This window comes from Aerococcus agrisoli (genome assembly GCF_003797145.1).
GTDB lineage: Bacteria > Bacillota > Bacilli > Lactobacillales > Aerococcaceae > Aerococcus > Aerococcus agrisoli.
The window spans coordinates 1-26801 of record NZ_RKMG01000011.1; the positions used below are offsets into that span (position 1 = coordinate 1).

Consider the following 26801-nt stretch of genomic DNA (forward strand, 5'->3'; position numbering starts at 1 on the left):
AAAACTCTAACTTTTGGGGGTCGCCACCTTCGTGGGTTTTCTTTATTTTTGACCGAATAATAGGATTAGGTCAACGGTAATGTGATCAAGGGCGCTGGCGGCTGCGATTTGGTCTTCGTCGGCGTGCCACATGAGTGGTGTCATCTTGATTAAGTCGGACATCTGCGCACTATTTAATGGTACGCGACGTTCAAAATGGGCTGATCCGACATTGCGGAAGGCTGCTTTGAACTTTTCAGTTGATGGGGTCGGGTCTTGAAGACGGTCGGCTTCATCAGCAATGACGATTTCGCGTAATTCGCGTAAGTAATGTGGGCCAGGGATGACCTTGATAAACCAGGCATTGTCTTTCATGACGCGTTGTAATTCTGGATAGTTGGACGGTGATAAAATGGTCAAGGCACCGTCAATACTGGCTTCTTTGAATGGGAGCTGGCTTAAATCTGCGACCATCCATAGGGCGTTAGTGTAGTGCTTGGCGGCCACGAGGATGCCATCCTTGGCCAAGTCTAATCCGAGTGCATTGACCGCTTCGGCTTCAACAGCGCCGGTCCTTTTCCCCCAAGTATCTACGAAATGGTGTAGGTGGGTGCCTTCGCCGGTGCCAAGGTCGATGATTCTTGGCGGACGGGCATTGGTTAATTCGATGCCTTGGGCGATTAATAGATCCAACATTTGGTCGTAAATGCCGTCGTATAATAGGGCTTCGGCCATAATGCGGTAGCGGGATTCGAATAAATCCTTGTTGTAGTGGGCTTCTTGGTGGTTAGGGGCGAGGTTGATGTAACCTTGCTTGGCTAGATCGAAGCTATGATTGTTGCTGCAACGGACTTGGTTGTCGGTCCATGCGAGCGGACTGTGGCAGATGGGACAGGTCATGTCGCTGTCCCAGTTTTGAAATTTCTGAATGGCGCGTGTGCGTTTTGATTCCATAGGTGTCACCTTCACTATATCTATTTTCTTGAATTTGGGATGCTAGGACAAAAGTATAAATCCATAGATTATTGTCCTTACAGCGTTTGTTCCTTGTGAGCCGTGGGACCAACTTAGGATGAGAGAAACAGCGTTTAACCCTCAACCAGTGTAAGAATAGTGATGACGATGACGGTAGTCATCGACAAGCTATTCTGAAGTGGGCAGAGGGTTGCTTTTTCGAACTCGACTTGAAAGCCAAGGTCTTTAACTTTGAAATCGAGCCATGGTCTCGATTTCATCCTTCTTCACGGCTAAGGAACAACACTTCCAGTCCGTCATAATTTCCCATGAAATAATGACTGTCACTGGCCTCTTTATTTGAATAAGGTTTTTGTCCCAGTCTCTGTGCGTTTTTATTATAGCATTTTCCACCGGCTGACTGTGATTAATCACAGGGTTCTGATTTTCTGCAGTTTTTTGTTATAATAAGGTATAAAAAATGCACGTTTTAGAAGTGAGGACAAAATGCGAAACAAAAGATTGATATACAGTGCGTTTATCGGCAGTATTATGAGCCTATTGCACGTCATGTTAGAAATGTGGTTTCCAAACCCTAGCTTCCAAGCCATTCTCCAAGACGGCCTGGCAGTACAGAAAGGATTTTATTATCCCGTACTATTCATCATCTATTGCTTGATTTATACCATGCTGACATTTTCATACTATCTCGTTGATTTTCGTTTGCCCGGACCAAGAAAAGTCAAAGCACTCTTATTTGTCATTTCCGAGCTCATCATCATCCTAGCCTATCGAGCGGAACCCATGCCGCACTTAGTCGATACAGATTGGGTCATCAATCCCATCAAAACCTTGCTGATCTTCATGGTTCAAGGTCCCCTGATTTATCGACTACTCGCACGGCAACGACTCATGTACAAACCCAAACCATTCTTCTACACACGCGGTTTGTACGTCTACGTCCTAGTATTTGCCATATTCCGTCTGATTGCTTACATGGCTTTCGGCGTTTACGGACCAGAATCCGCTCAATTACCACCGGCCATCCTGTGGGCAGGCATCCTCGGATTAGCCATAGGCCTCGCTTTTTCCGCCTTACAACGCTATATCGTCCGTCAGAACCAAATGGGTAAGACCAACCAGTTTACCTTCCAATTCTTCGCCTGGATCGCCCTTGCCAATTACGCCATGCTGTACCTGCGTTTTGACATCGGCATCGTCGACTTCATCGCGCGCATGGGCATGGACATCCTAGCCGTTTGGGTTGCGACCTTCATCGTCCTTCACTGGCAAATCAACGAACGCACACCCGTCTACCCGCTAGACACCAACTCACAAATGTAATCATTTCGAGAATCGATGCCCGTCATCGGTTCTTTTTTCTTTTGGGAAAAGGGCAGACCTTGTTTCGGGCAGGACTAGTAGAATCGTGGTTGCAGCCACTAAAATCACCGCCTAGAAACCCACCAACACGGCTGATCGCATACAAAAAACGGCACCCACCTTTGAAGATGGATGCCGTTTTTTTCACAGTCAGAATCAATTAAGCTTCTGCTTGTTCGTTTGCGTAAACTTGGTCTAATACTTGTTGGAAGACTTCAACAGGTTGTGCACCAGAAACAGCGTATTTATTGTCAAATACGAAGAATGGTACGCCTTGAACGCCGACTTGGCCAGCTTGGAAGATATCTAAGTTGGCTTCAGCTTTGAATTTGTTTTCGTCAGCTAAGATGTCGCGGACAGTTTGGCCGTCTAAGCCAACAGATTCAGCTAAAGTAACGATGGTATCTTCGTCACTGATTAAGGCGCCGTTTTCAAAGTATGCATGGTAGAAAGCTTTGAAGTATTCGTCATCTTTGCCTTCAGTTTTGGCATATTGGAATACACGGTGTGCTGGCATTGTGTCTGCCATTTTCATTTGAGACATGTTGAATGTAAGGCCAGTACGTGCAGCCATTTCAGTCACTTGGTCATTCATTTGTTTTGCTTGTTCGTAAGTTGTCCCTTTCAAATCAGCAAATGATTGATAGAAGTCTTTGCTTGGGTCATGTTTTGCACCAGGCATTAATTCGAATGATTTGTGTGAAATAGTGATTTCGTCGGCGTGGTCAAAATTCTCCATCGCGCGTTCTAAATGTGTTTGTCCGATGTAGCAGAAGGGACATACGAAGTCTGACCAAATTGTGATTTCCATTAAATAAATCGCTCCTTAAATATCTGTTATTTGTTGTTGTTTAATTGACTCAAGTCCACCGTTTGGAAAGGACTATTTGTACTTGCGGCGTCTTGATTTGCTTGATCCGCAGGCATGCAGATGCCAGTTGTGAAGTCGCAATACATACCAGTCGCAGCAGTTTCATCTGCTTTGGCCGTTTCTTTCGCTTTATCCTTGTCCGGATCACCATCGAATGTAACGAGTGATGCGAATAAATCTTCTAACTCAGTGGATTGACGGTTTTCAATGCCCATGATAATGGCTCCTCTCTACATGTTGTCATTGCTTGTATTATAAACAGAGTGGGTGAAAAAAGCAAAAAACTCGGCTTTTCTGAAGGCCTCTGAGTGATACCGTGTAGCTAGTTCTAAATCAGGGCCATTCATCCTCATGCAAGACAAAAACGGGTATGTGTACTGAATGGCATCTCATTCAATAGAAAAACGAAAAATCGTATGGAATGAAGTCCCATTCCATAAAGAAGTGAAAAGTTGTATGGAATGGCGTCCCATTCCATAAAGAAGTGAAAAGTTGTATGGAATGGCGTCCCATTCCATAAAGAAGTGAAAAGTTGTATGGAATGGCGTCCCATTCCATAAAGAAGCGAAAAGTTGTATGGAATGGCGTTCCATTCCATAAAGAAATTGAGATTCGTATCGAATACAAATGCATGCTATACAAAAATGGAAAATCGTATTGAATGGCATCTCATTCAATAGAAAAACGAAAAATCGTATGGAATGAAGTCCCATTCCATAAAGAAATTGAAATTTGTATCGAATACAAATGCATTCTATACAAAAATGGAAAATCGTATTGAATGGCATCTCATTCAATAATCATGATTCTGCTTGTAGATGAGTGCGAGACTCAGGCGCTATTTTCTATAACACATATACAAAAGCAGAAATTTCTGGCTTGAAGGCGCAAGTACTTTTGCCATCACCACCAAAAAAAGAAGCCGGGCGAACCCAACTTCTTTTCATTTCGAGCACTATTTAAATTTCGTGGGATTAGTATTCGTAACCGTATGGGTTGTCGAATAATTCTAAACCTTTAAGGTCTTCAACAGTGTTTGCACCAGTTAATTGCATTACACGTTCAAGGTCTTTTTGCATGTAGTCTAATACTGAGTAAGCACCTTGCCATCCACCTAAAGCTAAACCGAATAATACTGGACGACCTAAAGCAACAACGTCAGCACCTGATGCTAATGCTTTAGCGATGTGTTCACCACGACGTACACCTGAGTCAAAGACGATAGGTACACGTTTGTTTACACGTTTAGCGATTGCAGGTAATGTATCGAATGAACCTGGCGCTTCGTATAATTGACGCGCACCGTGGTTAGATACCCAGATACCTGAAGCACCGGCTTTGATAGCCATGTCAGCATCTTCTGGATGTTGGATACCTTTAACGAATACAGGTAGACCAGAGTAAGCTGCGATATCTTCAATATCTTTAGGAGAGATTTTTTGTTTAGATGCGCCGTAGATGTTGTTCAATGACATACCTTCAGCTGAACCACGTAAGTAACGTTGAACAATTGGCATACCGAATGGGTAAACGAATTTGTTTTTCACGTCACGGTCACGGTTACCAGAAACTGTAGAGTCAGCAGTTAAGATGATTGCAGTTGCGCCATCAGCTTTTGCTTCAGCTAAGATGTCACGGTTTTGTTGGTCATCTTTAGCCATGTAAATTTGGAACCAACGTGGGCCGCCGTTTAAACCTTCAGAAATTTCTTCGAAAGTTGCACCAGAGTAAGCAGAGATTGACATGATAGTACCAAATTCTGAAACAGCTTTAGCAGTACCAGCTTCTTTAGTAGCATGTGCTAAACCGTGAGCAGCGATTGGTGCCATGATGAATGGTGCTTTGATCTTGTGGCCTAAAATTTCAGTAGTTGTGTCTGGATGTTCAACGTTTTGCGCAACACGTGGGTATAACAATTTATGTTTCCAAGCACGGTCGTTTGCACGTTTTGTCCATTCGTCAGCAGAAGCACCAGCGATGTAGTTGAATCCACCATGTGGTACAACTTTACTTGCTTCTTCTTCTAAGTCGTAAGTATTTACGACATCAATGTATTTAACCTCGGTAGGGGCGTTGTATACTACTTCTTCTTCACTCATGAAATGTGTCCTCCTTGTAGAACAAAAAGATTTTTATTTTTTTAAAAGCTTAACAAGCCTATCAACAATGCAAGTTTAATATCTTTTGAACAAAAAAGAAAGTGTTTACATATACTTTCCGTTTTTGGGTAAAATCTTGCAAAAATTTTTGTTTGTTAAAAAAATGAACAATCCCTATTAAAACAAGATTTATTTTTCACAATAGTCATATTAATGACAATATAAATATTATTTATATGAATACAATATTGTACTAAATAATATGGATTTTAATGCAAAAAAGACGTTTTTCCCAAAAATATCATTCAGTCAATTAAACGCTTACATTACATAAACATGAGTGCTTTTGGTATCGTTTTCTTAAAATTAAAAAAATTGACATTTCATAAAATATATGGAAAATGCTCACCCAAGACACACCCCTTAAAAGGGGATTGAAAACGCCTGTTGAAGGTTTGGTCCCAACACCATCCCGAGCTTTAGTGGTTGGTTCATTACGAATGTTAAGGAGGATTTTGGGGTGTTATTTTGGCATCGCCCATATCGAGTTTAAAAAATACGAAATTTGACTACATGAAGGGGCTGTATGAACATTTATGAGAAAAAATGGTTCACAAAACAATCTGTGTGATTCGACTTCAAAAAAGGAAATCACACAGCCCTCTGTGTGACGCAAATTTTCTCATTTTGAACACTTCAGGGCCCTGAAGTGTTCAAATAGTGGTTATTTCAATTTCAATTAATACAATCCTCAACAAGGCGGCTAAAATCCTAAACTATCAGTGTGAAATCCACTGAATCACCTGTAAAAATCAAAATGAAAAGAGGGCCATGCAGCCCTCTTTCCTTATCATCCTATGAAGTTGAATTTATTTGTGTAGATAGGTTGCCATTTCTAGGCCTGGATCCCCTATACGCCAGCGCCACCATTTAATAAAGTTGAGCTCCAATAAGCAGACCCAACTCCACTTCAGAGATATTTGCAGCAAGCTGTGCTTGCTACTGCATATCTCTTCCAGTGTACCTGTCTAAACGCCCGCGCTCGCATCCTGAAGGTCCCACGGCTATATAGAACGTACACTGTAAGGACGAAAATTGAAGGTTTTACATTTTTCAATGGGTTTACATGCCCAAATAAAAAAAGACTGAACCCGAAGGCCCAGTCTTGAAAGTCGTTATTATAAAACGGCTAAGATAATGAAGTTTAATAGGAATAAGAATGAAGATACCCAGATGATTGGGTGAACTTCTTTGGCTTTGCCTAATGTTACTTTCACGATTACGTAAGTGATGAAACCAGCTGCGATACCGTAAGAGATTGAGTAAGCGTAAGCCATGAATACTGAAGCGAAGAATGCTGGAACAGCAACTTCTAGGCTTGTCCAATCGATTTCTTTCAATGAAGACATCATCATGATACCAACGATGATCAAGGCAGGTGCTGTTGCAGCACTTGGTACTAAACCAACAAATGGTGCGATGAAGATACTTAAGAAGAATGCGATAGCGATGAATACTGAAGTTAAACCAGTACGTCCACCTAAGCTGATACCTACAGTTGATTCAGCGTAAACAGTTGTGTTTGAAGTACCGAAGATAGCACCTAATGAAGTACCAACTACGTCACCGAATAATGCTTTGTCTAATTTAGTAGACATACCACTTGATTTGTCCATGTTTTCGATGTCTTCTTTGCTGAAGATACCTGAAGCACGACCTGTACCGATGAAAGTACCGATTGTATCAAATACATCTGATAATGAGAAGGCGAAGATTGTCATGATTACTAATGGGTAACGAGATGGGTCAGAGAATAATGAAATTAAACCTTCTTGACCGAATGCTGCACCAAAAGTTTGTCCTAATTCACCGAATGAAGCGCCTAAACCTGATTGGTCAAAGTTTACAGCTGCTAATGCTTCTGGGTTCAATACTAAGTGAACGGCTGTTACAACAAGGATACCAATTAAAATTGCACCTTTAACGTTTTTCAATAGTAAAATAATGATAAGTAGTAAACCGAATAATGCTAATAAAGAAGTTTGATCAGTGAAAGAAGAGATAGAAGGTAATGTTGCACCTGTTGAGTTGATGCTTAATAGTCCACCTTCATAAGTTGTTTGTGCTGCGTCGAATGGTTGGTTGTTTACTGCTGTGATGTTTGCTGCTTCAGTTGTGAAGTTGATGAAACCTGCATTTTTAACACCAATGTAAGCAACGAATAAACCGATACCTGCACCAATTGCGTGTTGTAATGATTCAGGAATTGCTTTGATGATTAATTGACGGAATTTTGTAACTGTAATTAGGATGTTGAACAAACCACAGATAAATACCATTGCTAATGCTTCTTGCCAAGTAAAGCCTAATGAGAAGACTACTGTATAAGTGAAGAAAGCATTTAATCCCATCCCTGGTGCCAAGGCGTAAGGTACGTTGGCGAATAATCCAATAAATAATGTCGCTAAACCAGATGAGATAACTGTTGCTAAGAATACACCTTGGTAAGGCATGCCTGTTTGTGACAAGATACCAGGGTTAACAAAGATGATGTAACTCATTGCAAAGAATGTAGATAAACCAGCAATAAGCTCAGTTGAAAAGTTGGTGCCATTTTCCTTTAAATGGAAAAATTCCTCTATTTTTTTCACTTTTCTTGCTCCTTTTTTGAAAAAATTTTAGTTATTTGTTGAGTACTTTTCCTATTATAGTCACATTTAAGAAAAAAGCAAGAAAAACACGAATATTTGTTCAAATAAATTTGCTATCGTTCGCTTAATAATAATCTAGAAGGGATAATGATGATGAAAAACATACTAATACTAGGAGATTCCTTGACTGATGCCGGTCGAGATAAGAAAAATGAGAAAGACCTCGGTCAAGGTTATGTCCGTACTATCCAAAACGAAATGCCGGAAACAACTGTAATCAACCGCGGTTTCAATGGGGCGCGCGCCATTGATTTACTATTTGAAGTTGAAAATTTAGCTACTGAAATTCAGGGGGCAGATGCTTTAGTCCTATTTATTGGGGTCAATGATGTGTGGTCCAGTCAATATCGTTCGGAAGCAGATTGGGCCAGCAAGTTGGAAAGTTTCACGGGGCATTTTGCTTTATTAATCGATAGCATTTCCAAACATTTGCCTGCACAATCTTCGGTCTATATTGTTTTGCCATTTGCGCGATTTGCCAAGGATACGGAAGATGGGCAAATTTTACGGGATAGACTCGAACAGCTGAATGGGGTTATCCGTCAAATCATTACAGACTTCAAACCTGACTATATAATAGTAGATTTACGCCAACAATTAGAAAGTGCCGGCTTTGATTGGCAAGGGGGACTAGCGGTTGATGGGGTCCACTGGTCGTCAGAAATGCACGAGTTTGTAGGCAAGGAGATGGCTGATGTCTTGGGGCGTTTTGTACTTTAAATAATAATTCTCATCAATTTCAAAGGATTTGGGCGATTTATATTGGGTGCTTATGCTAAAATGGGTATAACATGATAGAGTTTACATTTTATATAGGAGGGCGCTCATGGCTAAGGTAACGAATTTAACGTTACGTCACAAAACCTTGTATAAGTTATTTGTTCGCAATTTCTCGAAGGAGGGCACGTTTAAGGCGATTTTGCCGGAACTTCCTCGATTGAAGGAGTTGGGTGTGGACATTATTTTGTTAGAGTCTATTTTTCCAACGACGGATATTAAGACGGCGGACAATTTGAAAGGGAATCCCTTGGTGGTGAAGAATTATTCGGAGATTGATCCTGAGTATGGGACGATTGATGATTTTCAAGAGTTGGTTGATCAAATCCACAAAATGGGGATGCAAGTGATGATTAATTTGCAGCTCTTCCATTTGGCCAAGGATTCGGAATTAGTGACGAAACATCCAGAATATTTCATGCATAATCCACAAGGTGAGTTGATTAGTCGAATTAATATTTACGATACGTCGTATGATTTGGACTATACCAACCCGAAATTGTGGGATTATTTAATTGAGAATTTAAAATATTGGGCGAAGTTTGTGGACGGCTTTGCGGCCAACCATGCCCAATTAGTACGTCCAGAGTTTTGGTCGTCTGCGCGTGCTGAGGTAGAGGATGTGCATCCATATTTCTACTGGTTAGCATCTACTTTGCCGCTATCTATTTTGAGCAAATTGCAAAAATTAAGCATTCCGTATTGGTCAGAGGGCGAATTATTCCAAAACTTCGATGTTGTGGACCAATTCCCATTTCCTTTTGCGGCAACGCGTTATTACAAGGGCAAAATGAGTTTGGACAACTTGGTTGCGAGTATGAATTATCGTGAACTGATGATGCCAACGACTTATGTCACGATGCGTTCACTTGAATATGAAGAGTTACCACGTTTTGCGACATTAGTAAAACCAGGAAATGAGCTCGAAAACTGGACAGCTATGGCCTTTTTCCAAAAAGGAATGGCTAGCCTAGCGATGGGGCAAGAGTTCGGGGTGACTGAATACTTCGATTTTAGAAGTGCGGCGCCAATGGATTGGACAGTGAAGCAAGATCTTACTACCTTAATTAGTCGTTTGTCGCGTATCAAGAAACGTGAAGTATGTAAGAGTGGTTACTATGCGATCATGCCATCAGGCGATAATATTGTCGTGATGTCTTATCACTATTACAACCAACATCTATTCGGTGTTTTCAAATTAAAGGATGACGGTTTGACCCATGAAGTCGAATTAGCCATTGTCAACGGCGAATACACCAACCAAATTAGTGGTGAAGTCTACCAAGTCAACAATGGCCGCATGGTCTTAGGTGACAAACCAGTCATTATTTCATATGAAGGTGACATGATTTTACCAGTATATTTTAAAGAAGAAGGGAAATAATCTATGTATAAATTAGTAGCGTTCGATATTGATGGTACTTTAGTAAATTCGAAAAAAGAGGTAACCCCTGCAACACGAGAAGCCTTGCATAAATTGCATGACGCTGGCATTCATGTAGTGATTTCTTCTGGTCGTCCATACAAAGGTGTCTTATTAAATGCTGATTTACTTGGTCGAGAAATCGTACCTTACGTATCATGCTTTAATGGTGGCTTAGTGAAAGAAGTGGCGACTGACCGTACAATTTACAGCCATACCTTAACGAACGAAGACATCCAATACTGGGCGAAATTAGCAATTGATAATGATTTAGACGTGCATGCCCATAATGACGAAAACGTCTTGATTTACGATGAACCACGCGATCAATATGTAGATGTGGAAGCCCGTTTAAATGAAATGCCTACTGAATACGTAGATTTCTTTGATGGTGAATTGATTGCACCAAAAATCATGATTACCGCAGAACCAACGAAATTAGATGCTTTCATTGAAACATTGGATCCAGCCGTTTATGACAAATATTCAATTGTAAAATCTGAACCGTTCTTCTTAGAAATCATGCCTCAAGGCGTATCTAAGGGTGAAGCGTTAGCACATTTAGCTGAAAGTTTAGGGATTGAACAAAGTGAAACTATGTCATTTGGTGACCAAGCCAATGACTTGACCATGATTGAATGGGCAGGTTGTGGTGTGGCAATGGGCAATGCGATTGATGATTTAAAAAATGTTGCGCAATATGTCACAGCATCTAATGATGATGAAGGAATTGCCAAAGCCTTAGAGGCACTTATTTTTAACGCTGAATAATGATAGCCCAAGGGTGTAGTCTTGGCCAAAGTTTGTGCTTTTATACCCAAAGACAAAAGAGCAATAAATAGAGAAACAGGTCTAATTTTGTTATAATGGATTTATCATCAGCTGTTAGTTTTGATTGATTGTATGTAGAGAATTTAAGGAGTGAAATGAATGTTTGACAACACGGATATTTTAGCAACAAATGCTATTCGAGCTTTGAGTACAGATATGGTGGATGAGGCTAACTCAGGCCATCCAGGTTTACCTTTAGGTGCGGCACCAATGGCCTATGCGCTTTGGTCTAAACACTTGCGCCAAAACCCAAAAAACAGTAAATGGACAAACCGTGACCGTTTTGTACTTTCTGCAGGACATGGTTCAGCTATGTTATATAGCTTACTTCATTTAGCAGGTTTTGATTTAAGTATTGAAGACGTGAAACAATTCCGTCAATTTAACTCAAAAACACCTGGTCACCCAGAAGTTCATCATACAGATGGTGTTGAAGCAACAACTGGTCCTTTAGGCCAAGGTTTTGCGAATGCAGTAGGTATGGCTATGGCTGAAGCACATGATGCAGCTGTTTATAACAAAGACGGCTTAAATGTTGTGGATCATTTTACCTATACAATCGTCGGTGATGGCGACTTAATGGAAGGTGTTTCTCAAGAAGCAGCTTCATTAGCGGGTCACTTAAAATTAAATAAACTAATCGCTTTATACGATTCAAACGACATTTCATTAGATGGTCCTACTTCTAATGCCTTTACTGAAAATGTTGGCGACCGTTTCAAAGCTTACGGTTGGGAACACATTTTAGTTAAAGATGGTAACGACTTAGAAGAAATTAATGCTGCGATTGAAAAAGCAAAAGCAAACATTAACCAACCAACTTTAATTGAAGTGAAAACAATCATCGGTTTCGGTGCGAAAAACCAAGGTACTTCAGGTGTCCACGGTGCGCCATTAGGAAAAGATGGTTCTGCAGTTGCCAAAGAAAACATTGGCTGGAACTACGATCGTTTCGAAATTCCTACAGAAGTTTACGACCGCTTCAACGAAGTTGTTGTAGAACGTGGTCAAGCTGAAGAAGAAGCTTGGAACAAAGTATTTGCAGACTACAAAGCTGCATACCCTGAATTAGCAGCGCAATTCGAACGTGCTTACGCAGGCGAATTACCTGAAGGTTGGGATGCAAACTTACCAGTTTATGAAGTTGGCGACGCTGCAGCAGCAAGTCGTAAAACTTCTCAAGCAGCTATCCAAGAAATTGGTAAAGCTTTACCTGAATTCTGGGGTGGTTCTGCCGACTTATCATCTTCAAACAATACAATGAACGATGCTGACGAAGCTTTCCAACCAGATTCTTACCAAGGACGTAACATTTGGTATGGTGTACGTGAATTCGCAATGGCAGCAGCTATGAATGGTATCGCCTTACACGGTGGTTCTAAACCTTACGCTGGTACATTCTTCGTATTCTCTGACTACCTACGTCCAGCAGTTCGTGTAGCAGCAATTTCTGAATTGCCTGTAACATACGTATTTACACATGACTCTATCGGTGTTGGTGAAGATGGTCCGACACATGAGCCAGTTGAACAATTAGCGTCATTCCGTGCAATGCACAATGTGAACGTTGTTCGTCCAGCTGACGGTAATGAAGTTGGTGTGGCTTGGAAGATTGCGATGGAATCTACTAAAACACCTACTATGTTAGTGTTAACTCGTCAAAACTTACCAGTACTAGAAGGTACAAAAGAATTAGCTGAAGAGGGTGTACGTAAAGGTGCATACGTGATTTCTCCAGCTAAAGGCGACCAAGATGGTATCTTAATCGCTACAGGTTCTGAAGTTAGCTTAGCAATTGAAGCACAAGCAAAACTTGCTGAAGAAGGCATCAACGTTTCTGTTGTATCTATGCCATCACAAGAATTGTTCGATGCTCAAGATGCTGCTTATAAAGAATCTGTGTTACCAGCAAACATCACAAAACGTGTTGCAGTGGAAATGGGTTCAACATTTGGTTGGGCGAAATACACTGGTACTGCTGGAGCAGTTGTCGGCATTGACCGTTACGGTGCATCTGGACAAGGTGAATTGATCCAAGAAGCTTACGGTTTCACTGCTGAAAATGTTGCAAATACTTTTAAAGGCTTATAATAGCTAATTTTTTACAACATCATTGTTTCTTATTACTCAGGGATTTAGCTACAGGAGGCTTTTAACAAATGAAATTTTTCTTAGATACAGCGAATATTGATGAAATCAAACGTATTAATGATTTAGGCCTAGTAGATGGTGTAACAACTAACCCTACTTTAGTTTCTAAAGAAGGTCGCGATTTTGAAGAAGTAATTAAAGATATCGCGAGCACAATCGATGGTCCTGTTTCAGCGGAAGTTACTGGTTTAACTTACGAAGAAATGGTTGAAGAAGCACATGTCATTGCAAAATGGGCTGACAATGTTGTTGTAAAAATCCCTATGACGGAAGCTGGTTTGAAAGCTGTAAACACACTTTCTAAAGAAGGTATCAAAACAAACGTTACGTTGATTTTCTCTGTAGCGCAAGGTTTACTAGCTGCTAAAGCTGGTGCAACTTACATTTCACCATTTATCGGCCGTATCGATGATTTAGGCCAAGATGGTTTGAAATTAATTGCTGAATTACGTGAGGTATTGGATATTTATGACCTTGATGCGGAAATTATTGCTGCATCAATCCGTCACATTGGCCACTTTGAAGGCGCAGCTTTAGCTGGTGCCCACATTGGTACTATTCCAGGTACTTTATTCCCTAAATTATGGAGCCACGCATTAACTGACAACGGTATTGAAGGTTTCATGGCTGACTGGGAAACTTACAAAAAAGCACAAAATAAATAAGCTATTTAAATAAAAAATAGTGTTCTTAAGGAAGGTCAACTGACATGGATGAGGTAAAGCGTATATTTCAAACATATGAAGCTCGCCCCTTAGACGTAGAAAAGGCCTATGCAGTGCTGATTCCCCTCATTGAAATTGACGGGCAACTGCATATCCTTTTTGAACACCGGGCAAGCGGCATCTCTCAAGCAGGGGATGCCGCTTTTCCTGGTGGTCGCGTTGAGGCTGGGGAAAACTTCAAAGAGACGGCAGTGCGTGAAACTGTGGAAGAATTGGGAATTTCCCCGGATAATATTGAAATTTTTGGCGAGATGGATTATCTGGTGAGTGGTAAACGGATTATTGGCTGCTATGTGGGGCAATTACATATCGACAGAATCGAGGATTGTCATTTTAACCCGGATGAGGTGGATCACGTCTTCACTGTACCTTTGGATTATTTAAAGGAAATGAAGCCGGATGTGCATTATGTAGCGCAACGCTCTGAAGTGGATGATACCTTTCCGTATGACCGAATCCCCGGTGGTAGAGACTATGGTTTTGGCAAACCGACACGCCAAGCCATTCATTTCTACAACATCAAAGGTGAATACTTATGGGGGATGACGGCCAAATTAACTGCACGTTTCGTTGAGATTTTAAAACACGAACGCATAACCTTTAATCAATAAAAATCCTACAAGAAGATGATGTAGGGGTTTTGCAATCGCTTCAATTCGTGGTAAGATAGCATTTGTATATGGAGCCATAAAAGGCAGAGCATTTGACTTTTGCTAGGTTCCTAAAGAAGGATATCAGAATTAGAGGTTATGATTATGGGTCATGGAAAAGAACGTACAGCGAGGCTAACAGTCATTAGCCTTATACTGGCGATATTAATTATTCAAACATTTGTGCCTGGGATTGGTTACATTCCGATTGGACCAGTTCAGGCAACAATTATTCATTTAACAGTTATTATTGGCGCAAGTCTTTTTGGTGCGCAAACCGGCTTAATTCTTGGGGCATCGTGGGGTGTCTTGCGGATGATTAAGGCAGCCATTATGCCGGATATTATGTCCATCGTCTTCTTGAATCCACTGGTATCAGTGATTCCCCGGATGTTGGTTGGTTTGATTTCAGGCTTATTAGCCACTTATTTAGATGGAAAAGTGAAAGACAGAACCAAGTTTATTATTACTGGTGTTGTCGGATCCATCGTCAATACCGTGACGGTATTAAGTGCCATCTATTTCTTTGCCGCGGATTCTTATGCATCGGCATTGGGCATTCCAACTTCGGCCTTGATTGGTACGTTTATTGTTACCATCGGGACCAATGGGATTTTAGAGGCCATTACATCAGGTATTTTGACGCCAATTATGGCAATACCACTTGCAAAATCATTGAAACGCACTCAAATGGAATAAAGGAGCAATCACCTATATGGAATCAATTACTTGTAAACGAACCAAAGCGGTTCAATCACACCGTATCATGCCAAATGAAACCAATTTTTACAAAAACATGTATGGTGGACAACTCTTATACATCTTGGATAATATTGCCTCTGTATCGGCTAGTCGTATGACAGAATACGGTACGATGACGGGTAATATGGATAGTGTCAACTTCCTAAAACCTTTACCTGAAGGGGATGTTGTGCATGTAGAAACATATGTGACGGGTTCTGGAAAACGATCAATGGAAGTTTTTGCCAAGGTGATTGGTGAAAGTAGACGCGGCGAACGTTATTTGGCGGCGACTGGTTTTATGACATTTGTGGTTTTAAAAGATTATGCCAAAGAGGGCTACGTCCTACCGAGCGTTGTACCTGAAAGCGAAGAAGAAAAATTCTTGTGTGCGGGCTATCTTGAACGTAAACAACAACATCAAGCTAATCGTCAATTAACACAAGAAATGATTCAACATTTAACGGTCGAACTACTAGATTAAGCCGTTCAAATATTGACATTTTGCCCAAAATAACGCAAAATAGGTCTGTAGCAACATACATATATGAGAAATAAAATTTGTAGACTAGTAATTTAGTAATGGCCAGCAAGCGAGATGTGAATTGGTGAGAGCACATCCCCACTAACTAGATGAACCTCCTACTTTGCACAAGCATTTTGGCCTTGAAAAAGGCACGGTGGCGCCGTTACCGCATTCGAGAGAAGTGGGGGATTCCCTGCTTAACAAAGGTGGCACCGCGAGCATTTCGTCCTTTATTGGATGGGATGCTCTTTTTTTATATAGAACAATGTAAATGAGGATGGGACAAGACCCTTTTTAAAATAGCAGAATGTCTATTTTGTGAGGTGAGTTAAAGGACTGGAAGTGCAGTTCCGTAGCCGTGAAAGAGGATGCAATCGAGACCTTGGCTCGATTTCAAACCGGGAGACTTTGGCTTTCGAGTCGAGTTCGAAAAAGCAACCCTCTGCCCACTTCAGAATAGTTTGTCGATGACTAACGTCATCGTCGGCACTATTCTTCCACTGGTTGAGGGCTGAACGCTTTTTCTCTCATCCTAAACTGATCCCACGGCTCACCAGGAACGTACACTGCAAGGACGAAAATCTATGATTTTATACTTGTCCCAACCCCAAAAACAAACAAAAAAAGGAGTAATTACGATGGCAAACAACAAAGAAACCGAAAATCTACAACAAACAGACTTTTCAAAATGGTATTTACAAGCAATTCAACAAGGTGACTTGATGGATTACGGTCCCGCTCGTGGGACAATGATCTTCAAGCCAGACGGATTTGGCTTATGGGAGTCATACAAAGATGCTTTCAACGAAGTATTGAAAAAAGAAGGTATCCGTAATGCTTACTTCCCAATGTTGATTCCAAAACACTTCTTTGAAAAAGAAGCTGACCACGTGGAAGGTTTCGCACCTGAATTACCATGGGTAACGCAAGCCGGCGAAGAAGTCTTAGAAGAACCATTGGCATTACGTCCAACTTCTGAAACCTTATTCGGTAACGCGATGTCTGACTGGATCAACTCATACCGTGACCTACCAATGGAATTAAACCAATGGGCAAACGTCTTCCGTTGGGAAAAACGTACTTTACCATTTATTCGTACGTCAGAATTCTTATGGCAAGAAGGACATACTGCCCACGCAACTGAAGAAGAAGCGCGCGAACGTACAATGAAAATGTTGCATTACTATACTGAACTAGTGAAAGAAGTATTCGCTATGCCAGTTTACGAAGGTCAAAAAACACCTTCAGAACGTTTCGCTGGTGCGGTTGATACGTTCTCAATCGAAGCAATGACAAAAGATACAAAAGCTATCCAAGCTGGTACTTCTCACTACTTGGGTCAAAACTTTGCTAAAGCATTCGACATCAAATTCTTAAATGAAGAAAATCAACACACTTACGTACATACAACTTCATGGGGTTCTTCAACTCGTCTAATCGGTGCCATGATCATGATGCACGGTGACGAACAAGGTCTTGTATTACCACCACGTATTGCGGGTACACAAGTAGCCTTAATCCCAGTTGGTAACTTGAAGAAAAATCCACAGGTCCTTGAAAAATTACAAGAAATCAAAGCTGAATTGACTGCCAAAGGCTTCCGCGTAAACCTTGATGACACGAACAACTCTGCTGGTTACAAATTCAACGAAGCTGAAGTTCGTGGTGTACCATTACGTATCGAATTCGGTCCACGTGATATGGAAAACAACCAAGTCATGATTAAAATGCGTGATTTAGATGAAAAAGAAGCCATCTCATTAGATGAAGACTTAGCTGAAATCATCGATGCGCGCTTTGACTTGATGCACCAACGTCTATACGACAAAGCAGTTGCTTTCCGTGCTGAAAATGAACATTATGACATCGACACTATGGAACAATTGACTGCGCATTTAGAAGCTGCTGAAGCAAACGGCGAACGTCCAGGTTGGATCCTTGCTGGTTGGGACGGTACAGATGAATCAGAAGCAGCTATTAAAGAAGCGACTGGTTTCACTTCTCGTAACATTCCATTCAACCCACCTATGGAAAAAACAGTCGACTTATACTCTGGCAAACCTGCTAAATACACAGTTTGGTACGCAAGAGCTTACTAATTTTTGATCGATATAAGGCAAATAGGACTGCGAAAAATCGGGCATCCGCTCGATTTTTTCGTGTGTATGAGGGTGCTATATGATTCTTCACACATTCTTAATAAAGATTGCACCTAAAATTCACAAAACAAGCTGATTTGTCACACAGTTAACATATTCTCCTGATACAATTGACCAGGTAGAAATTGGTCGAATTTTTCAATACATATAAATACAGTCTTTACATAAGGAGAATGGAATGTCGAACCAGAGAAAAAACAAGAAAAAACATGTGTTGCCCATAATCCCATTCATCGTACTAGGTTTGGCTTTGGTTGCGGTGGTTGTGGCGATTATGAAATTTAAAGAGGATACCGCTATAGCAGAATCAAGCGATATCTCAGGGGTAGTTGAGGAGAGTGCAGCAGAAACGTTGACACCATTAACTGCGACGGATGATGAAATCTATAATCTAGATCAAATGACAGCGGATGGCGTCGAAGCACTAGATGCTAGCCAATACGCTGATATGGCTGCCGTAATAGAGGATACGATGGCCGACTTCGGTGTTGCAGCCGAAGATATTTCATTAGTATATACAAACTTAAAAACCAATGAAACTTATACCGTTAATGAAGACAGCTACATGACAGCAGCTTCAACGGTCAAAGTACCATTGGCAACAGTCATTATTGACGCTATCGAAGCTGGCGATATGACCTGGGAAACACCAGTCACATATGCTTGGGAAGATTACGAAGAAGGTGACGGTACCATCACAGCAGCGGTTGCGAGCGGCACTGGTCAAGCCACTTACACCATTGAAGAATTGATGGGCGAATCACTGATGCATTCGGATAACACAGCAACTAATATGTTGATTGACTATTATGAAACAGTTTATGGTGAAGGATCTTTCAGATCAAATATCGTAGCAGAAGTATATGACCAAGTAGGTTATATCGACGAAGCCATCTATGAAGATAATGTCGCTTCTGCCAACTTCTTGACAGCCTACTATAAACTGATTTCAACAGATGACACCTACCAACCAATCCTTGATTTCCTATTACAAACCTCACCAGATCGCCTATTCACAACCTATGTGAAAAGTAGCGTAATGGCCAACAAATACGGAAACTATGGCACAGCCTTAAACGACACAGGGATTTACTACGAAAACGACGAAGCCCAATACAGCCTAGTCGTATACACAGACGGCTTAACCGAAGGCGAAGACTTCCTAGCCAACCTAAACCTACGCGTTAACGAATACTACCGCGCAACATACGGTGAATAATTTTGATATGAAAAGGAGCATCGCTGCTAGAAAGCGGTGCTCCTTTTTTGTGGGCTGAACTAGTGGATTTCCAGCAAGCACCAGCGCGCCAACCACTACAGCCTAAACGTTCCGGATCTTGTGCCATAGGTGATAGATATAATTCTTGATTTTCGGTGCATGCGCTTCTACCATTAGCAATATTTGCGTACAAACAAAATTGTTAACTACTAAAGAGCCCACAAGGTCTAAAAAAGGCATTTCATTGATTTCAGTTGAGCTAAGGTACGAAACCAGAAAAATGCTGAAGAACGATAATACTAAACTTATAGCAGTTTGAATCAAATACTTGAATAGTACGGATAAAGCGTCTAATTTGTAAATAAAAAAGGTGAATCCAGTGATTGAACAAATAATGACCGTTAAAATGAATTCTACAAAATGAAAATTATCAAAAAAGACAAAGTTAATAAGATTCACAATAGAGAGGATGATGATTAATACTGAACTATTGTGAATACCAAATTTAAAATAACGCATAGAGTCAATCCTTTCATTTTATTAGCAATATGATGTCAATAAGGCAGATATACTAGGGATATTCGTGCTATCTTGCGAATCTCCTGCGATTTTTTCCTATTATGAAAAAAGAGGGCTTGCCCTCTTTTCATTTTGAGTTTTTTGAGCGCTTATTTGGATTAGCAGCACGCTGAAATAAGGTATTTTATCCGGCTTGTTGGGGATTGTATATATTGAATCCCATATAACCCTGATTTGAACACTTCAGGGGGCTGTGCGTTCAAGAATGAGAAAAATCGCGTCACACGGAGGGCTGTGTGACGCGATCTTTTAATGGCGAATCACACAGGTGGTTTTGTGACGTATTTTTTCACATAAATGGTCACACAAGCCTTCCAAAGTGTCAATTTCAGGATATTTATAACCATAAAAATACAATCTCGAATAAACCTAACAAGAATTGTCTTCAACGGGCATATTATTAAACAGAAATAATATGCTGAGACTAAACTTTTTCAGACATGCAATGAAATCAATATTGGAGGACAACTAAAAGGACTGGAAGTGTAGTTCCTCTGCCGTGAAAGAGGATAAAATCGAGACCTTGGCTCGATTTTAAAGCGAAAGACCTTGGCTTTCGCTGGTCCCACGGCAATAAGGAACGTACACTGCAAGGACGAAAATCGAAGATTTATTGTATTTGTCTCCTTCCTATCCGATAGACCGCTTATTCCGGTACTACCTGGATGCGACCGTCTTTGAAGGGGCGCAGGATGACGGGTTTATCATAGAAGGCATGCAAACGTTCAGGAGTCAGGATTTCATCCCGGTCGCCTTGGGCAAAGATGTTGCCTTCTTTTAGTAGCAATACTTTTTGGTAAAAGGCCGGAATCTCTTCAGTTTGATGCGTAACCATGAGCTGGCTAACTTCTGGTTTACGCTCAGCCAACAAGGCCAAGTTATCAAGCAGGCGTTCACGGGCGAATAAGTCCAGACCGCCGGTTGGCTCATCCAATATCAGGAGTTCAGGATCGGTCATCAAAGCGCGCAAGATGAGGACGGTTTGGCGCTCACCTTGGGAGAGGCTGGCAAGGTTACGTCCGCTTAGACGGGACATATTGAAGTCTGCCAGCAGCTGAGCGGCTTGGGCACGGTCAGTGTCGTTGATGTGTTGGTAAATGCCAATGCTGGCAAATTTCCCAGAGATAATAGTATTTTCTACACTCAGATGGGTGGGCAATTGTTGGTTTAGCCAACTGGATACGAGGCCGATACGTTTTTGTAAATCGGGGATGGATGTCTTACCAAAGGCCTGACCCAGCACGGTTACTTGGCCGCTTGAGGGAAAATGGGTCCCGTTTAAAATATTCAAAAGGGTGGATTTGCCGGATCCGTTGAGGCCGAGTAGCCCCCAGTGTTGGGCGGACTGGATGGTCCAGTTGATGTCTTGCAGTATGGTTTTGTCCCCGCGACGAAAGGCGAGATTTTGGAGGTTGATGATGTCGTGTGCTGTGGTCATGGTGATGATCGCTCCTTCGAATGTCATTTAAATATGAGAAAGTCTGTAATTTTTCTAATATAATAAGTCCATTCTAGCAGAAAAATCGGGCAATTTTGTACATTATGAGAAAATAATGAAAATATATTGTTGACATGTTAAAAAATGATGAGTATACTAACTTCAACGAGTAATCAAAAAAGAGAGGAGTTTCATTCAATGAGAGCGTTCAATTTATTAAATGCGAATGTCGTGATTATTATTATCACATAGGACTGGAATTAACCAACGTTAATTTGAGTCCTATTCGATGTTGAGTGGGACTTGGCATCCCATATTGTATGGGATGCCTTTTTTATTGCTTTCGATGACTTGATAAGATTAAAGGAAAAACGAAGAAATGGGGTGCTCATGTGGGCAGTACGAATGAAACCAAGTTAGGAACAGAATTACTGGTGGACGCGCTGAGAGATCAGGGTGTATCGGTGATTTTTGGTTATCCGGGCGGCGCGGCGTTGCATATTTATGATGAGTTTTTTAGACAAAATGTGAACCATGTCCTCACACGACATGAACAAGGGGCAGGCCATATGGCGGATGCCTATGCGCGTGTCACAGGCGAGGTCGGCGTGGCCGTCACAACAAGTGGGCCGGGCGCAACCAATATCGTCACAGCAGTCGCAACTGCGCAAATGGATTCTGTTCCTATGGTGGTGATTTCGGGACAAGTTGCCGTGGACGGTATCGGTAAAGATGCCTTCCAGGAAACAGATGTGGTATCACTCATGACACCCATCACCAAATATGCTTATCAAGTAACGGACGCACGCGATATCCCGCGTATCATCAAGGAAGCCTTCTACTTAGCCAATTCTGGCCGTAAAGGACCGGTACTCGTGGATATCCCTAAAAACATCGGTGTCCAACGCGTTGACCTAAACGACGTCGACGATAGCTTCGATTTACCAGGCTACAAACCCGACACACTTGTTGATTTAGTCGCTGTTGAAGCTGTGAAAAGGGCATTACTTGCCTCAGACAAACCTTTGTTACTAGTAGGGAATGGCCTCGTGAAGGCAGAAGCTGCGCAAGCCTTGCGTGACTTTGCCCACCGCTACCAAATCCCAGTAACGCACACCTTACTTGGTGTTGGCTTACTCACAAGTGATGACCCACTAAACCTTGGTATGGCGGGCATGCACGGGACCTACGCAGCCAACATGGCCCTGATGGAAACAGATTGCTTAATCAACTTGGGTAGCCGTTTCGACGACCGGGTAGCTTCAAATCCCAACAACTTTGCGCCAGGTGCCAAAATTGTCCACGTGGATATTGATGCAGCCGAGTTAAACAAGATTATGGCAACGGATATCGCAGTTGAAGGCGATGCTAAACAATTCTTAGAAGTCTTGCTAGAAAATCCAATTGAAAACTGGACAGACAAGACAGCTTGGTTAGACCATCAAGCGGCTAACCAAGCCTTGCATCCATTACGTGTACCAGAAGCCAATGACTTTATCCGTCCACAACGAGTGCTTGAATATCTAGGGCAAGCAACGGATGGACAAGCTTACATCGTTACCGACGTTGGTCAACATCAAATGTGGGCCGCGCAATATTATCCTTATCAATTCCCGCGTCAATTATTGACATCAGGTGGATTGGGGACAATGGGTTATGGTGTGCCCGCAACTATCGGGGCAGCTTTTGCGACAGCGGGGACTGACCACCCAGTCGTTGGAATCATCGGTGATGGTGGCTTCCAAATGACCAATCAAGAGTTGAACATCATCCAACATTACGGTGTGAAACCAAAATTCATCATTTTAAACAACACCGTATTAGGAATGGTTCACCAATGGCAACATGCCTTCTATGAAGATCGTTATTCGCATTCTGAATTTGGCGCCGGCCTACCTGACTTCGTGAAATTATCTGAAGCCTTGGGCGTGAAAGCAGCGAAAGTAACTGATCCAAATGAATTAGAGGCTGCGATTGATACCATGTTGGCTTACGATGGTGGTTATGTCTTAGAAGTTTTGATTGATAAACATGAGTTGGTAACGCCGATGGTACCATCTGGTAAAGCAAATAATGAAATGGAGGGATTGTCATGAGTGTCAGTTTTATCGAACTACAAGTAGTCAATCGCCCGGGTGTCCTAAACCGGATTACCCAGGTCGTCTTGAAGCCACGCTACAATATCGACAGCTTAACCTTGGTCGCGACTGACGATCCCAAGGTGTCTGTGATCACGGTGGGTATCCGCTTTGATGATGAGGCAGCTGCAAACTTATTGGCCAAACAGTTGGCTAAGCAAGTAGACGTATTGAGTGGTGTGGTCTTGGATAAGGCCCCTGCTGTGATAGAAGGTGAGGCACCTTAAAAGACCTAGGCCGCTGGTCCTAAGGTGCACTGCCTTGGCCAGCAGTCGTATTTTTCACAAAGAGCTGATGATTAGTTACTAGGATTTTATATGGAGGTTTTGAATATGGCAAAGGTTTACTATGAAAAAGATGTTACAGCAAATGCACTTGAAGGTAAGAAGATTGCGGTTGTGGGCTATGGTTCGCAAGGGCATGCGCATGCGCAAAACTTACGTGATAATGGTAATGATGTCATCATCGGTATTCGTGAAGGTTCGTCTGCGAATCGTGCGCGTAATGATGGTTTTGAGGTGTATTCTGTTGCGGATGCGTCTAAGTTGGCGGATGTTGTAATGGTGTTATTGCCGGATGAAATCCAAAAAGATACGTATGCGAATGAGATTGCGCCGAATCTTGAGGCTGGGAATGCCTTAGCGTTTGCCCATGGTTTCAATATCCATTTCCAAAATATTAAACCGGCTGCTGAGTTGGATGTATTTATGGTTGCACCTAAGGGTCCTGGTCATTTGGTTCGTCGTGAGTTTACCAAGGGTTCTGCGGTACCTTCATTGTTTGCGGTTTATCAAGATGCGACTGGTAATGCGCGTGATTTAGCTTTGTCTTGGGCGAATGGTATTGGTTCAACGCGTGTAGGTGTGATTGAAACAGACTTCCGTGAAGAAACGGAATCAGACTTATTCGGTGAACAAGCGGTCCTAATGGGTGGTACAACACATTTGATCCAAGCTGGTTTTGAAACGCTAGTTGAAGCGGGTTACCAACCAGAAATCGCATATTTTGAAGTTATGCATGAATTGAAATTGATTGTTGATTTGATGTACGAAGGTGGTATGGACCACATGCGTAAATCTTGTTCAAATACAGCAGAATTTGGTGACTATGTGTCTGGTACGCGTTTGATTACGCCGGATGTTAAGGGCCGCATGAAAGATATTCTAAATGATATCCAAGATGGTTCATTTGCCAAACGCTTTACTGATGACTACGACAATGGCTTTAAAGAGTTCTACGCTATGCGTGAAAAAGAACAAGGTCACCAAATTGAACAAGTTGGGGCTAAATTACGTGATATGATGCCATTCGTTAAGGAAAATGCAGTAGATACAAACAACTAATTTTTAAAGGGAAATCGCAAGATAGAGATGCACGCAAAATGAGAGTGAGGAAAGGCCATGATGACCAAGCAAGTCAATAAGGAACAGGTATTATATGCCTACAAACAGTTACAATCCGTCGTCCGTCAAACACCATTACAGTTTGATCCATATTTATCGGAAAAATATGAAGCAAACATTTATCTGAAACGTGAGGATTTACAGGTGGTACGGTCGTTCAAATTACGGGGCGCGTATTTTGCCATCAACGAATTGAACGAGGAAGCTTTATCACACGGGGTAATCTGTGCGTCAGCCGGCAACCATGCCCAAGGTGTGGCCTATGCCTGCAATGAAAAGCAAGTAATGGCAACGATTTTTATGCCCAATACAACGCCTGCTCAAAAAATCAACCAAGTCCGCTACTTCGGTGGCGACTACGTTGATATCGTGATTGAAGGGGATACCTTCGATGCATGTAACGATGCAGCGCACGTATACGCAGGCGAAAATTCATTAACTTTCATCGAACCTTATGATGATGAAGACGTCATTGCTGGTCAAGGTTCCTTAGCAGTGGAAGTCCACCAAAGCTTAACGGCTGAAGGCGAAACTGCTGACTATGTGCTTGTACCAATCGGTGGTGGTGGCTTGGTGTCTGGTGTTTCTGCTTATATGAGCGAGGCTATGCCGGAAACCAAAATCGTTGGGGTGGAACCATCAGGCGCTGCTTCTATGCAATTAGCTTTGGCTGAAGGGCAACCAACAGCTTTGGATCATGTAGACAAATTTGCGGACGGTACAGCTGTCGGCAAAGCAGGGAATATTACCTTTGAATACGTGAAAAAATTGGTCGACCACATCGAAATCGTGCCCGAAGGTAAAATCGCGGGTACCATCATCGACCTATACACTCGTCAAGCCATCGTGGCTGAACCTTCGGGTGCCTTATCTGTCGCAGCTTTGGAAAATATGAAAGAGGCGATTAAGGGGAAAACGGTCGTCTGCATCATTTCTGGTGGGAACAATGACATCAACCGCATGGCCGAAATCGAGGAACGTGCCTTGATTTACTCAGGCAAGAAACAATATTTTGTGGTCAATTTCCCACAAAGACCGGGTGCCTTGCGTGAATTTGTATCAGAAGTCTTAGGACCTGAAAATGACATCGCTAAGTTTGAGTATACCAAGAAAATTTCCCGTTCAAATGGACCAGCCTTAGTTGGTATTTTATTAGGCGAGTATGAAACCCTACCAGATTTACTGGAACGATTAGAAAAATTTGACCCTAACTACGTTTCAGTTTCCGAAAATCCAACCTTATATGGTTTCCTCGTTTAGAAAAAAATAATTGCAATTCCTACTCTTGTCTATCATGGCACTTTTATAAGCTAAAAACACCATTGTAGCAGTCTTTTGACGGCTTGATCACCTTTGATAGAAAAAGACTGTTACACCAATGATGAAAACGTTTTATAAAAAGGCTTTCATTTTTAATTGACCCGTGCTATAATGTTTTTGAGGCAATCTAGACCTCTAATAGATTGCATCATCCTTTCATTTTTGTTTTTTCCTTTTTCACCCTCAAGGCTTGAGGGTGTTTTTTTGTATGAAGGCGGTTGGGACAAATGGCCTCTAAAAGGCATACACAATTCTTAAACAGAGTGGTGTACGCCTTTTACTTTGAAAAAATTCTTATACATTTTGATTGAAATATATTATGGGCACAGGTTAAAGGACTGGAAGTGTAGTTCCTTAGCCGCGAAAGGGGATGAAATCGAGACCTTGGCTCGATTTCAAATTGAAACACCTTGGCTTTCAATGGTCCCACGGCTCACAAGGACCGTACACTGTAAGGACGAAGAATCTATGATTTTAATCTCTTGTCCCAGCCTGTATTTTCTTCAAAGGGATAACAATCAGAGTTTTTTAAATTTGCCCCCCTAATCTTTAATTGAAGGAATGTAGTTATAGAGCTGGCGGCAAGATTGGTCAACTGTCATTCTATAGAAGAATAAAAAAATAGCAAAATTTAGAAAACGTTGTCATTTTTTGTTGACACCGTTTTCAATTGGGTGTATGATATGCAATAGATAAATAAACAAGTACTCTGTACACTGGATTC

21 protein-coding genes are annotated in these 26801 nt (G+C 41.7%); 15 read left to right on the forward strand and 6 right to left on the reverse strand.

Going from position 1 to position 26801, the window contains the following annotated elements; translation table 11 throughout:
- Positions 1 to 42: 42 nt before the first annotated feature.
- Positions 43 to 879 carry a putative RNA methyltransferase gene (locus EF384_RS04590; protein ID WP_233570034.1) on the reverse strand — a complete coding sequence of 279 codons (837 nt, stop codon included), beginning with the start codon at positions 877 to 879 and terminating at the stop codon, positions 43 to 45.
- A gap of 561 nt (positions 880 to 1440) precedes the next feature.
- On the opposite strand from EF384_RS04590, the gene EF384_RS04595 reads away from it, so the two are divergent.
- Entirely contained in the window at positions 1441 to 2277 is an 837-nt protein-coding gene (locus EF384_RS04595; protein WP_233570035.1) for a hypothetical protein, read from the forward strand.
- A 199-nt stretch (positions 2278 to 2476) separates the two neighbouring features.
- Here the strand turns inward: EF384_RS04595 and EF384_RS04600 are convergent, their stop codons facing one another.
- The 4 genes from EF384_RS04600 to EF384_RS04615 form a co-directional block, all read right to left on the reverse strand.
- Positions 2477 to 3127, reverse strand: coding sequence for a DsbA family oxidoreductase (locus tag EF384_RS04600; protein WP_123779812.1), 651 nt, complete (start codon positions 3125 to 3127; stop codon positions 2477 to 2479).
- A gap of 26 nt (positions 3128 to 3153) precedes the next feature.
- Positions 3154 to 3402, reverse strand: a complete 249-nt coding sequence (locus tag EF384_RS04605) for a hypothetical protein (RefSeq protein ID WP_123779813.1) — start codon at positions 3400 to 3402, stop codon at positions 3154 to 3156.
- A 759-nt stretch (positions 3403 to 4161) separates the two neighbouring features.
- Positions 4162 to 5286 carry an L-lactate oxidase gene (gene lctO / locus EF384_RS04610; RefSeq protein ID WP_123779814.1) on the reverse strand — a complete coding sequence of 375 codons (1125 nt, stop codon included), beginning with the start codon at positions 5284 to 5286 and terminating at the stop codon, positions 4162 to 4164.
- Between the two features lie 1178 nt (positions 5287 to 6464).
- Entirely contained in the window at positions 6465 to 7928 is a 1464-nt protein-coding gene (locus tag EF384_RS04615) for an NCS2 family permease (RefSeq protein ID WP_199729721.1), read from the reverse strand.
- A gap of 159 nt (positions 7929 to 8087) precedes the next feature.
- On the opposite strand from EF384_RS04615, the gene EF384_RS04620 reads away from it, so the two are divergent.
- From EF384_RS04620 to EF384_RS04665, 10 genes are all read left to right on the forward strand, one after another.
- Entirely contained in the window at positions 8088 to 8717 is a 630-nt protein-coding gene (locus EF384_RS04620; RefSeq protein ID WP_158607410.1) for an SGNH/GDSL hydrolase family protein, read from the forward strand.
- A 106-nt stretch (positions 8718 to 8823) separates the two neighbouring features.
- Positions 8824 to 10158, forward strand: a complete 1335-nt coding sequence (locus tag EF384_RS04625; RefSeq protein WP_123779817.1) for an alpha-amylase family glycosyl hydrolase — start codon at positions 8824 to 8826, stop codon at positions 10156 to 10158.
- A 3-nt stretch (positions 10159 to 10161) separates the two neighbouring features.
- Positions 10162 to 10968 carry a Cof-type HAD-IIB family hydrolase gene (locus tag EF384_RS04630; protein ID WP_123779818.1) on the forward strand — a complete coding sequence of 269 codons (807 nt, stop codon included), beginning with the start codon at positions 10162 to 10164 and terminating at the stop codon, positions 10966 to 10968.
- 159 nt (positions 10969 to 11127) lie between these two features.
- Entirely contained in the window at positions 11128 to 13119 is a 1992-nt protein-coding gene (gene tkt / locus EF384_RS04635) for a transketolase (protein ID WP_123779819.1), read from the forward strand.
- A gap of 68 nt (positions 13120 to 13187) precedes the next feature.
- Positions 13188 to 13844 (forward strand): fructose-6-phosphate aldolase, encoded by a 657-nt coding sequence (fsa, locus tag EF384_RS04640; protein WP_123779820.1) that lies wholly within the window; start codon positions 13188 to 13190, stop codon positions 13842 to 13844.
- A gap of 44 nt (positions 13845 to 13888) precedes the next feature.
- Entirely contained in the window at positions 13889 to 14515 is a 627-nt protein-coding gene (locus EF384_RS04645; protein ID WP_123779821.1) for an NUDIX hydrolase, read from the forward strand.
- 144 nt (positions 14516 to 14659) lie between these two features.
- The gene (locus EF384_RS04650; RefSeq protein WP_123779822.1) at positions 14660 to 15253 is read left to right on the forward strand and encodes an ECF transporter S component; all 594 of its coding nucleotides are present in this window, start codon (positions 14660 to 14662) and stop codon (positions 15251 to 15253) included.
- Positions 15254 to 15269: 16 nt separating this feature from the next.
- On the forward strand, positions 15270 to 15779 hold the full coding sequence (locus EF384_RS04655; protein ID WP_123779823.1) for an acyl-CoA thioesterase: 510 nt from the start codon (positions 15270 to 15272) through the stop codon (positions 15777 to 15779).
- A gap of 680 nt (positions 15780 to 16459) precedes the next feature.
- Positions 16460 to 17920 carry a proline--tRNA ligase gene (proS, locus tag EF384_RS04660; protein ID WP_123779824.1) on the forward strand — a complete coding sequence of 487 codons (1461 nt, stop codon included), beginning with the start codon at positions 16460 to 16462 and terminating at the stop codon, positions 17918 to 17920.
- 238 nt (positions 17921 to 18158) lie between these two features.
- Positions 18159 to 19199 (forward strand): serine hydrolase, encoded by a 1041-nt coding sequence (locus tag EF384_RS04665; protein WP_123779825.1) that lies wholly within the window; start codon positions 18159 to 18161, stop codon positions 19197 to 19199.
- A gap of 1225 nt (positions 19200 to 20424) precedes the next feature.
- Here the strand turns inward: EF384_RS04665 and EF384_RS04670 are convergent.
- Entirely contained in the window at positions 20425 to 21216 is a 792-nt protein-coding gene (locus tag EF384_RS04670; protein WP_123779826.1) for an ABC transporter ATP-binding protein, read from the reverse strand.
- Positions 21217 to 21608: 392 nt separating this feature from the next.
- On the opposite strand from EF384_RS04670, the gene ilvB reads away from it, so the two are divergent.
- The 4 genes from ilvB (at position 21609) to ilvA (ending at position 26017) form a co-directional block, all read left to right on the forward strand.
- On the forward strand, positions 21609 to 23312 hold the full coding sequence (ilvB, locus tag EF384_RS04675; RefSeq protein ID WP_123779827.1) for a biosynthetic-type acetolactate synthase large subunit: 1704 nt from the start codon (positions 21609 to 21611) through the stop codon (positions 23310 to 23312).
- Entirely contained in the window at positions 23309 to 23581 is a 273-nt protein-coding gene (locus EF384_RS04680; protein WP_123779828.1) for an ACT domain-containing protein, read from the forward strand. Before ilvB ends, EF384_RS04680 begins: the two co-directional genes overlap by 4 nt.
- A gap of 105 nt (positions 23582 to 23686) precedes the next feature.
- The gene (gene ilvC, locus EF384_RS04685; RefSeq protein ID WP_123779829.1) at positions 23687 to 24697 is read left to right on the forward strand and encodes a ketol-acid reductoisomerase; all 1011 of its coding nucleotides are present in this window, start codon (positions 23687 to 23689) and stop codon (positions 24695 to 24697) included.
- Positions 24698 to 24757: 60 nt separating this feature from the next.
- Complete coding sequence (gene ilvA / locus EF384_RS04690; RefSeq protein WP_123779854.1) at positions 24758 to 26017, forward strand: threonine ammonia-lyase IlvA; 1260 nt, start codon at positions 24758 to 24760, stop codon at positions 26015 to 26017.
- The last annotated feature ends 784 nt before the right edge of the window (positions 26018 to 26801 follow it).

Bases quoted from the DNA above. Each gene is read 5' to 3' on its own strand.
- EF384_RS04590 (WP_233570034.1), bottom strand. From the start codon at position 879: ATGACCTGTCCCATCTGCCACAGTCCGCTCGCATGGACCGACAACCAA.
- EF384_RS04595 (WP_233570035.1), top strand. From the start codon at position 1,441: ATGCGAAACAAAAGATTGATATACAGTGCGTTTATCGGCAGTATTATG.
- EF384_RS04600 (WP_123779812.1), bottom strand. From the start codon at position 3,127: ATGGAAATCACAATTTGGTCAGACTTCGTATGTCCCTTCTGCTACATC.
- EF384_RS04605 (WP_123779813.1), bottom strand. From the start codon at position 3,402: ATGGGCATTGAAAACCGTCAATCCACTGAGTTAGAAGATTTATTCGCA.
- lctO (WP_123779814.1), bottom strand. From the start codon at position 5,286: ATGAGTGAAGAAGAAGTAGTATACAACGCCCCTACCGAGGTTAAATAC.
- EF384_RS04620 (WP_158607410.1), top strand. From the start codon at position 8,088: ATGATGAAAAACATACTAATACTAGGAGATTCCTTGACTGATGCCGGT.
- EF384_RS04625 (WP_123779817.1), top strand. From the start codon at position 8,824: ATGGCTAAGGTAACGAATTTAACGTTACGTCACAAAACCTTGTATAAG.
- EF384_RS04630 (WP_123779818.1), top strand. From the start codon at position 10,162: ATGTATAAATTAGTAGCGTTCGATATTGATGGTACTTTAGTAAATTCG.
- tkt (WP_123779819.1), top strand. From the start codon at position 11,128: ATGTTTGACAACACGGATATTTTAGCAACAAATGCTATTCGAGCTTTG.
- fsa (WP_123779820.1), top strand. From the start codon at position 13,188: ATGAAATTTTTCTTAGATACAGCGAATATTGATGAAATCAAACGTATT.
- EF384_RS04645 (WP_123779821.1), top strand. From the start codon at position 13,889: ATGGATGAGGTAAAGCGTATATTTCAAACATATGAAGCTCGCCCCTTA.
- EF384_RS04650 (WP_123779822.1), top strand. From the start codon at position 14,660: ATGGGTCATGGAAAAGAACGTACAGCGAGGCTAACAGTCATTAGCCTT.
- EF384_RS04655 (WP_123779823.1), top strand. From the start codon at position 15,270: ATGGAATCAATTACTTGTAAACGAACCAAAGCGGTTCAATCACACCGT.
- proS (WP_123779824.1), top strand. From the start codon at position 16,460: ATGGCAAACAACAAAGAAACCGAAAATCTACAACAAACAGACTTTTCA.
- EF384_RS04665 (WP_123779825.1), top strand. From the start codon at position 18,159: ATGTCGAACCAGAGAAAAAACAAGAAAAAACATGTGTTGCCCATAATC.
- EF384_RS04670 (WP_123779826.1), bottom strand. From the start codon at position 21,216: ATGACCACAGCACACGACATCATCAACCTCCAAAATCTCGCCTTTCGT.
- EF384_RS04680 (WP_123779828.1), top strand. From the start codon at position 23,309: ATGAGTGTCAGTTTTATCGAACTACAAGTAGTCAATCGCCCGGGTGTC.
- ilvC (WP_123779829.1), top strand. From the start codon at position 23,687: ATGGCAAAGGTTTACTATGAAAAAGATGTTACAGCAAATGCACTTGAA.
- ilvA (WP_123779854.1), top strand. From the start codon at position 24,758: ATGACCAAGCAAGTCAATAAGGAACAGGTATTATATGCCTACAAACAG.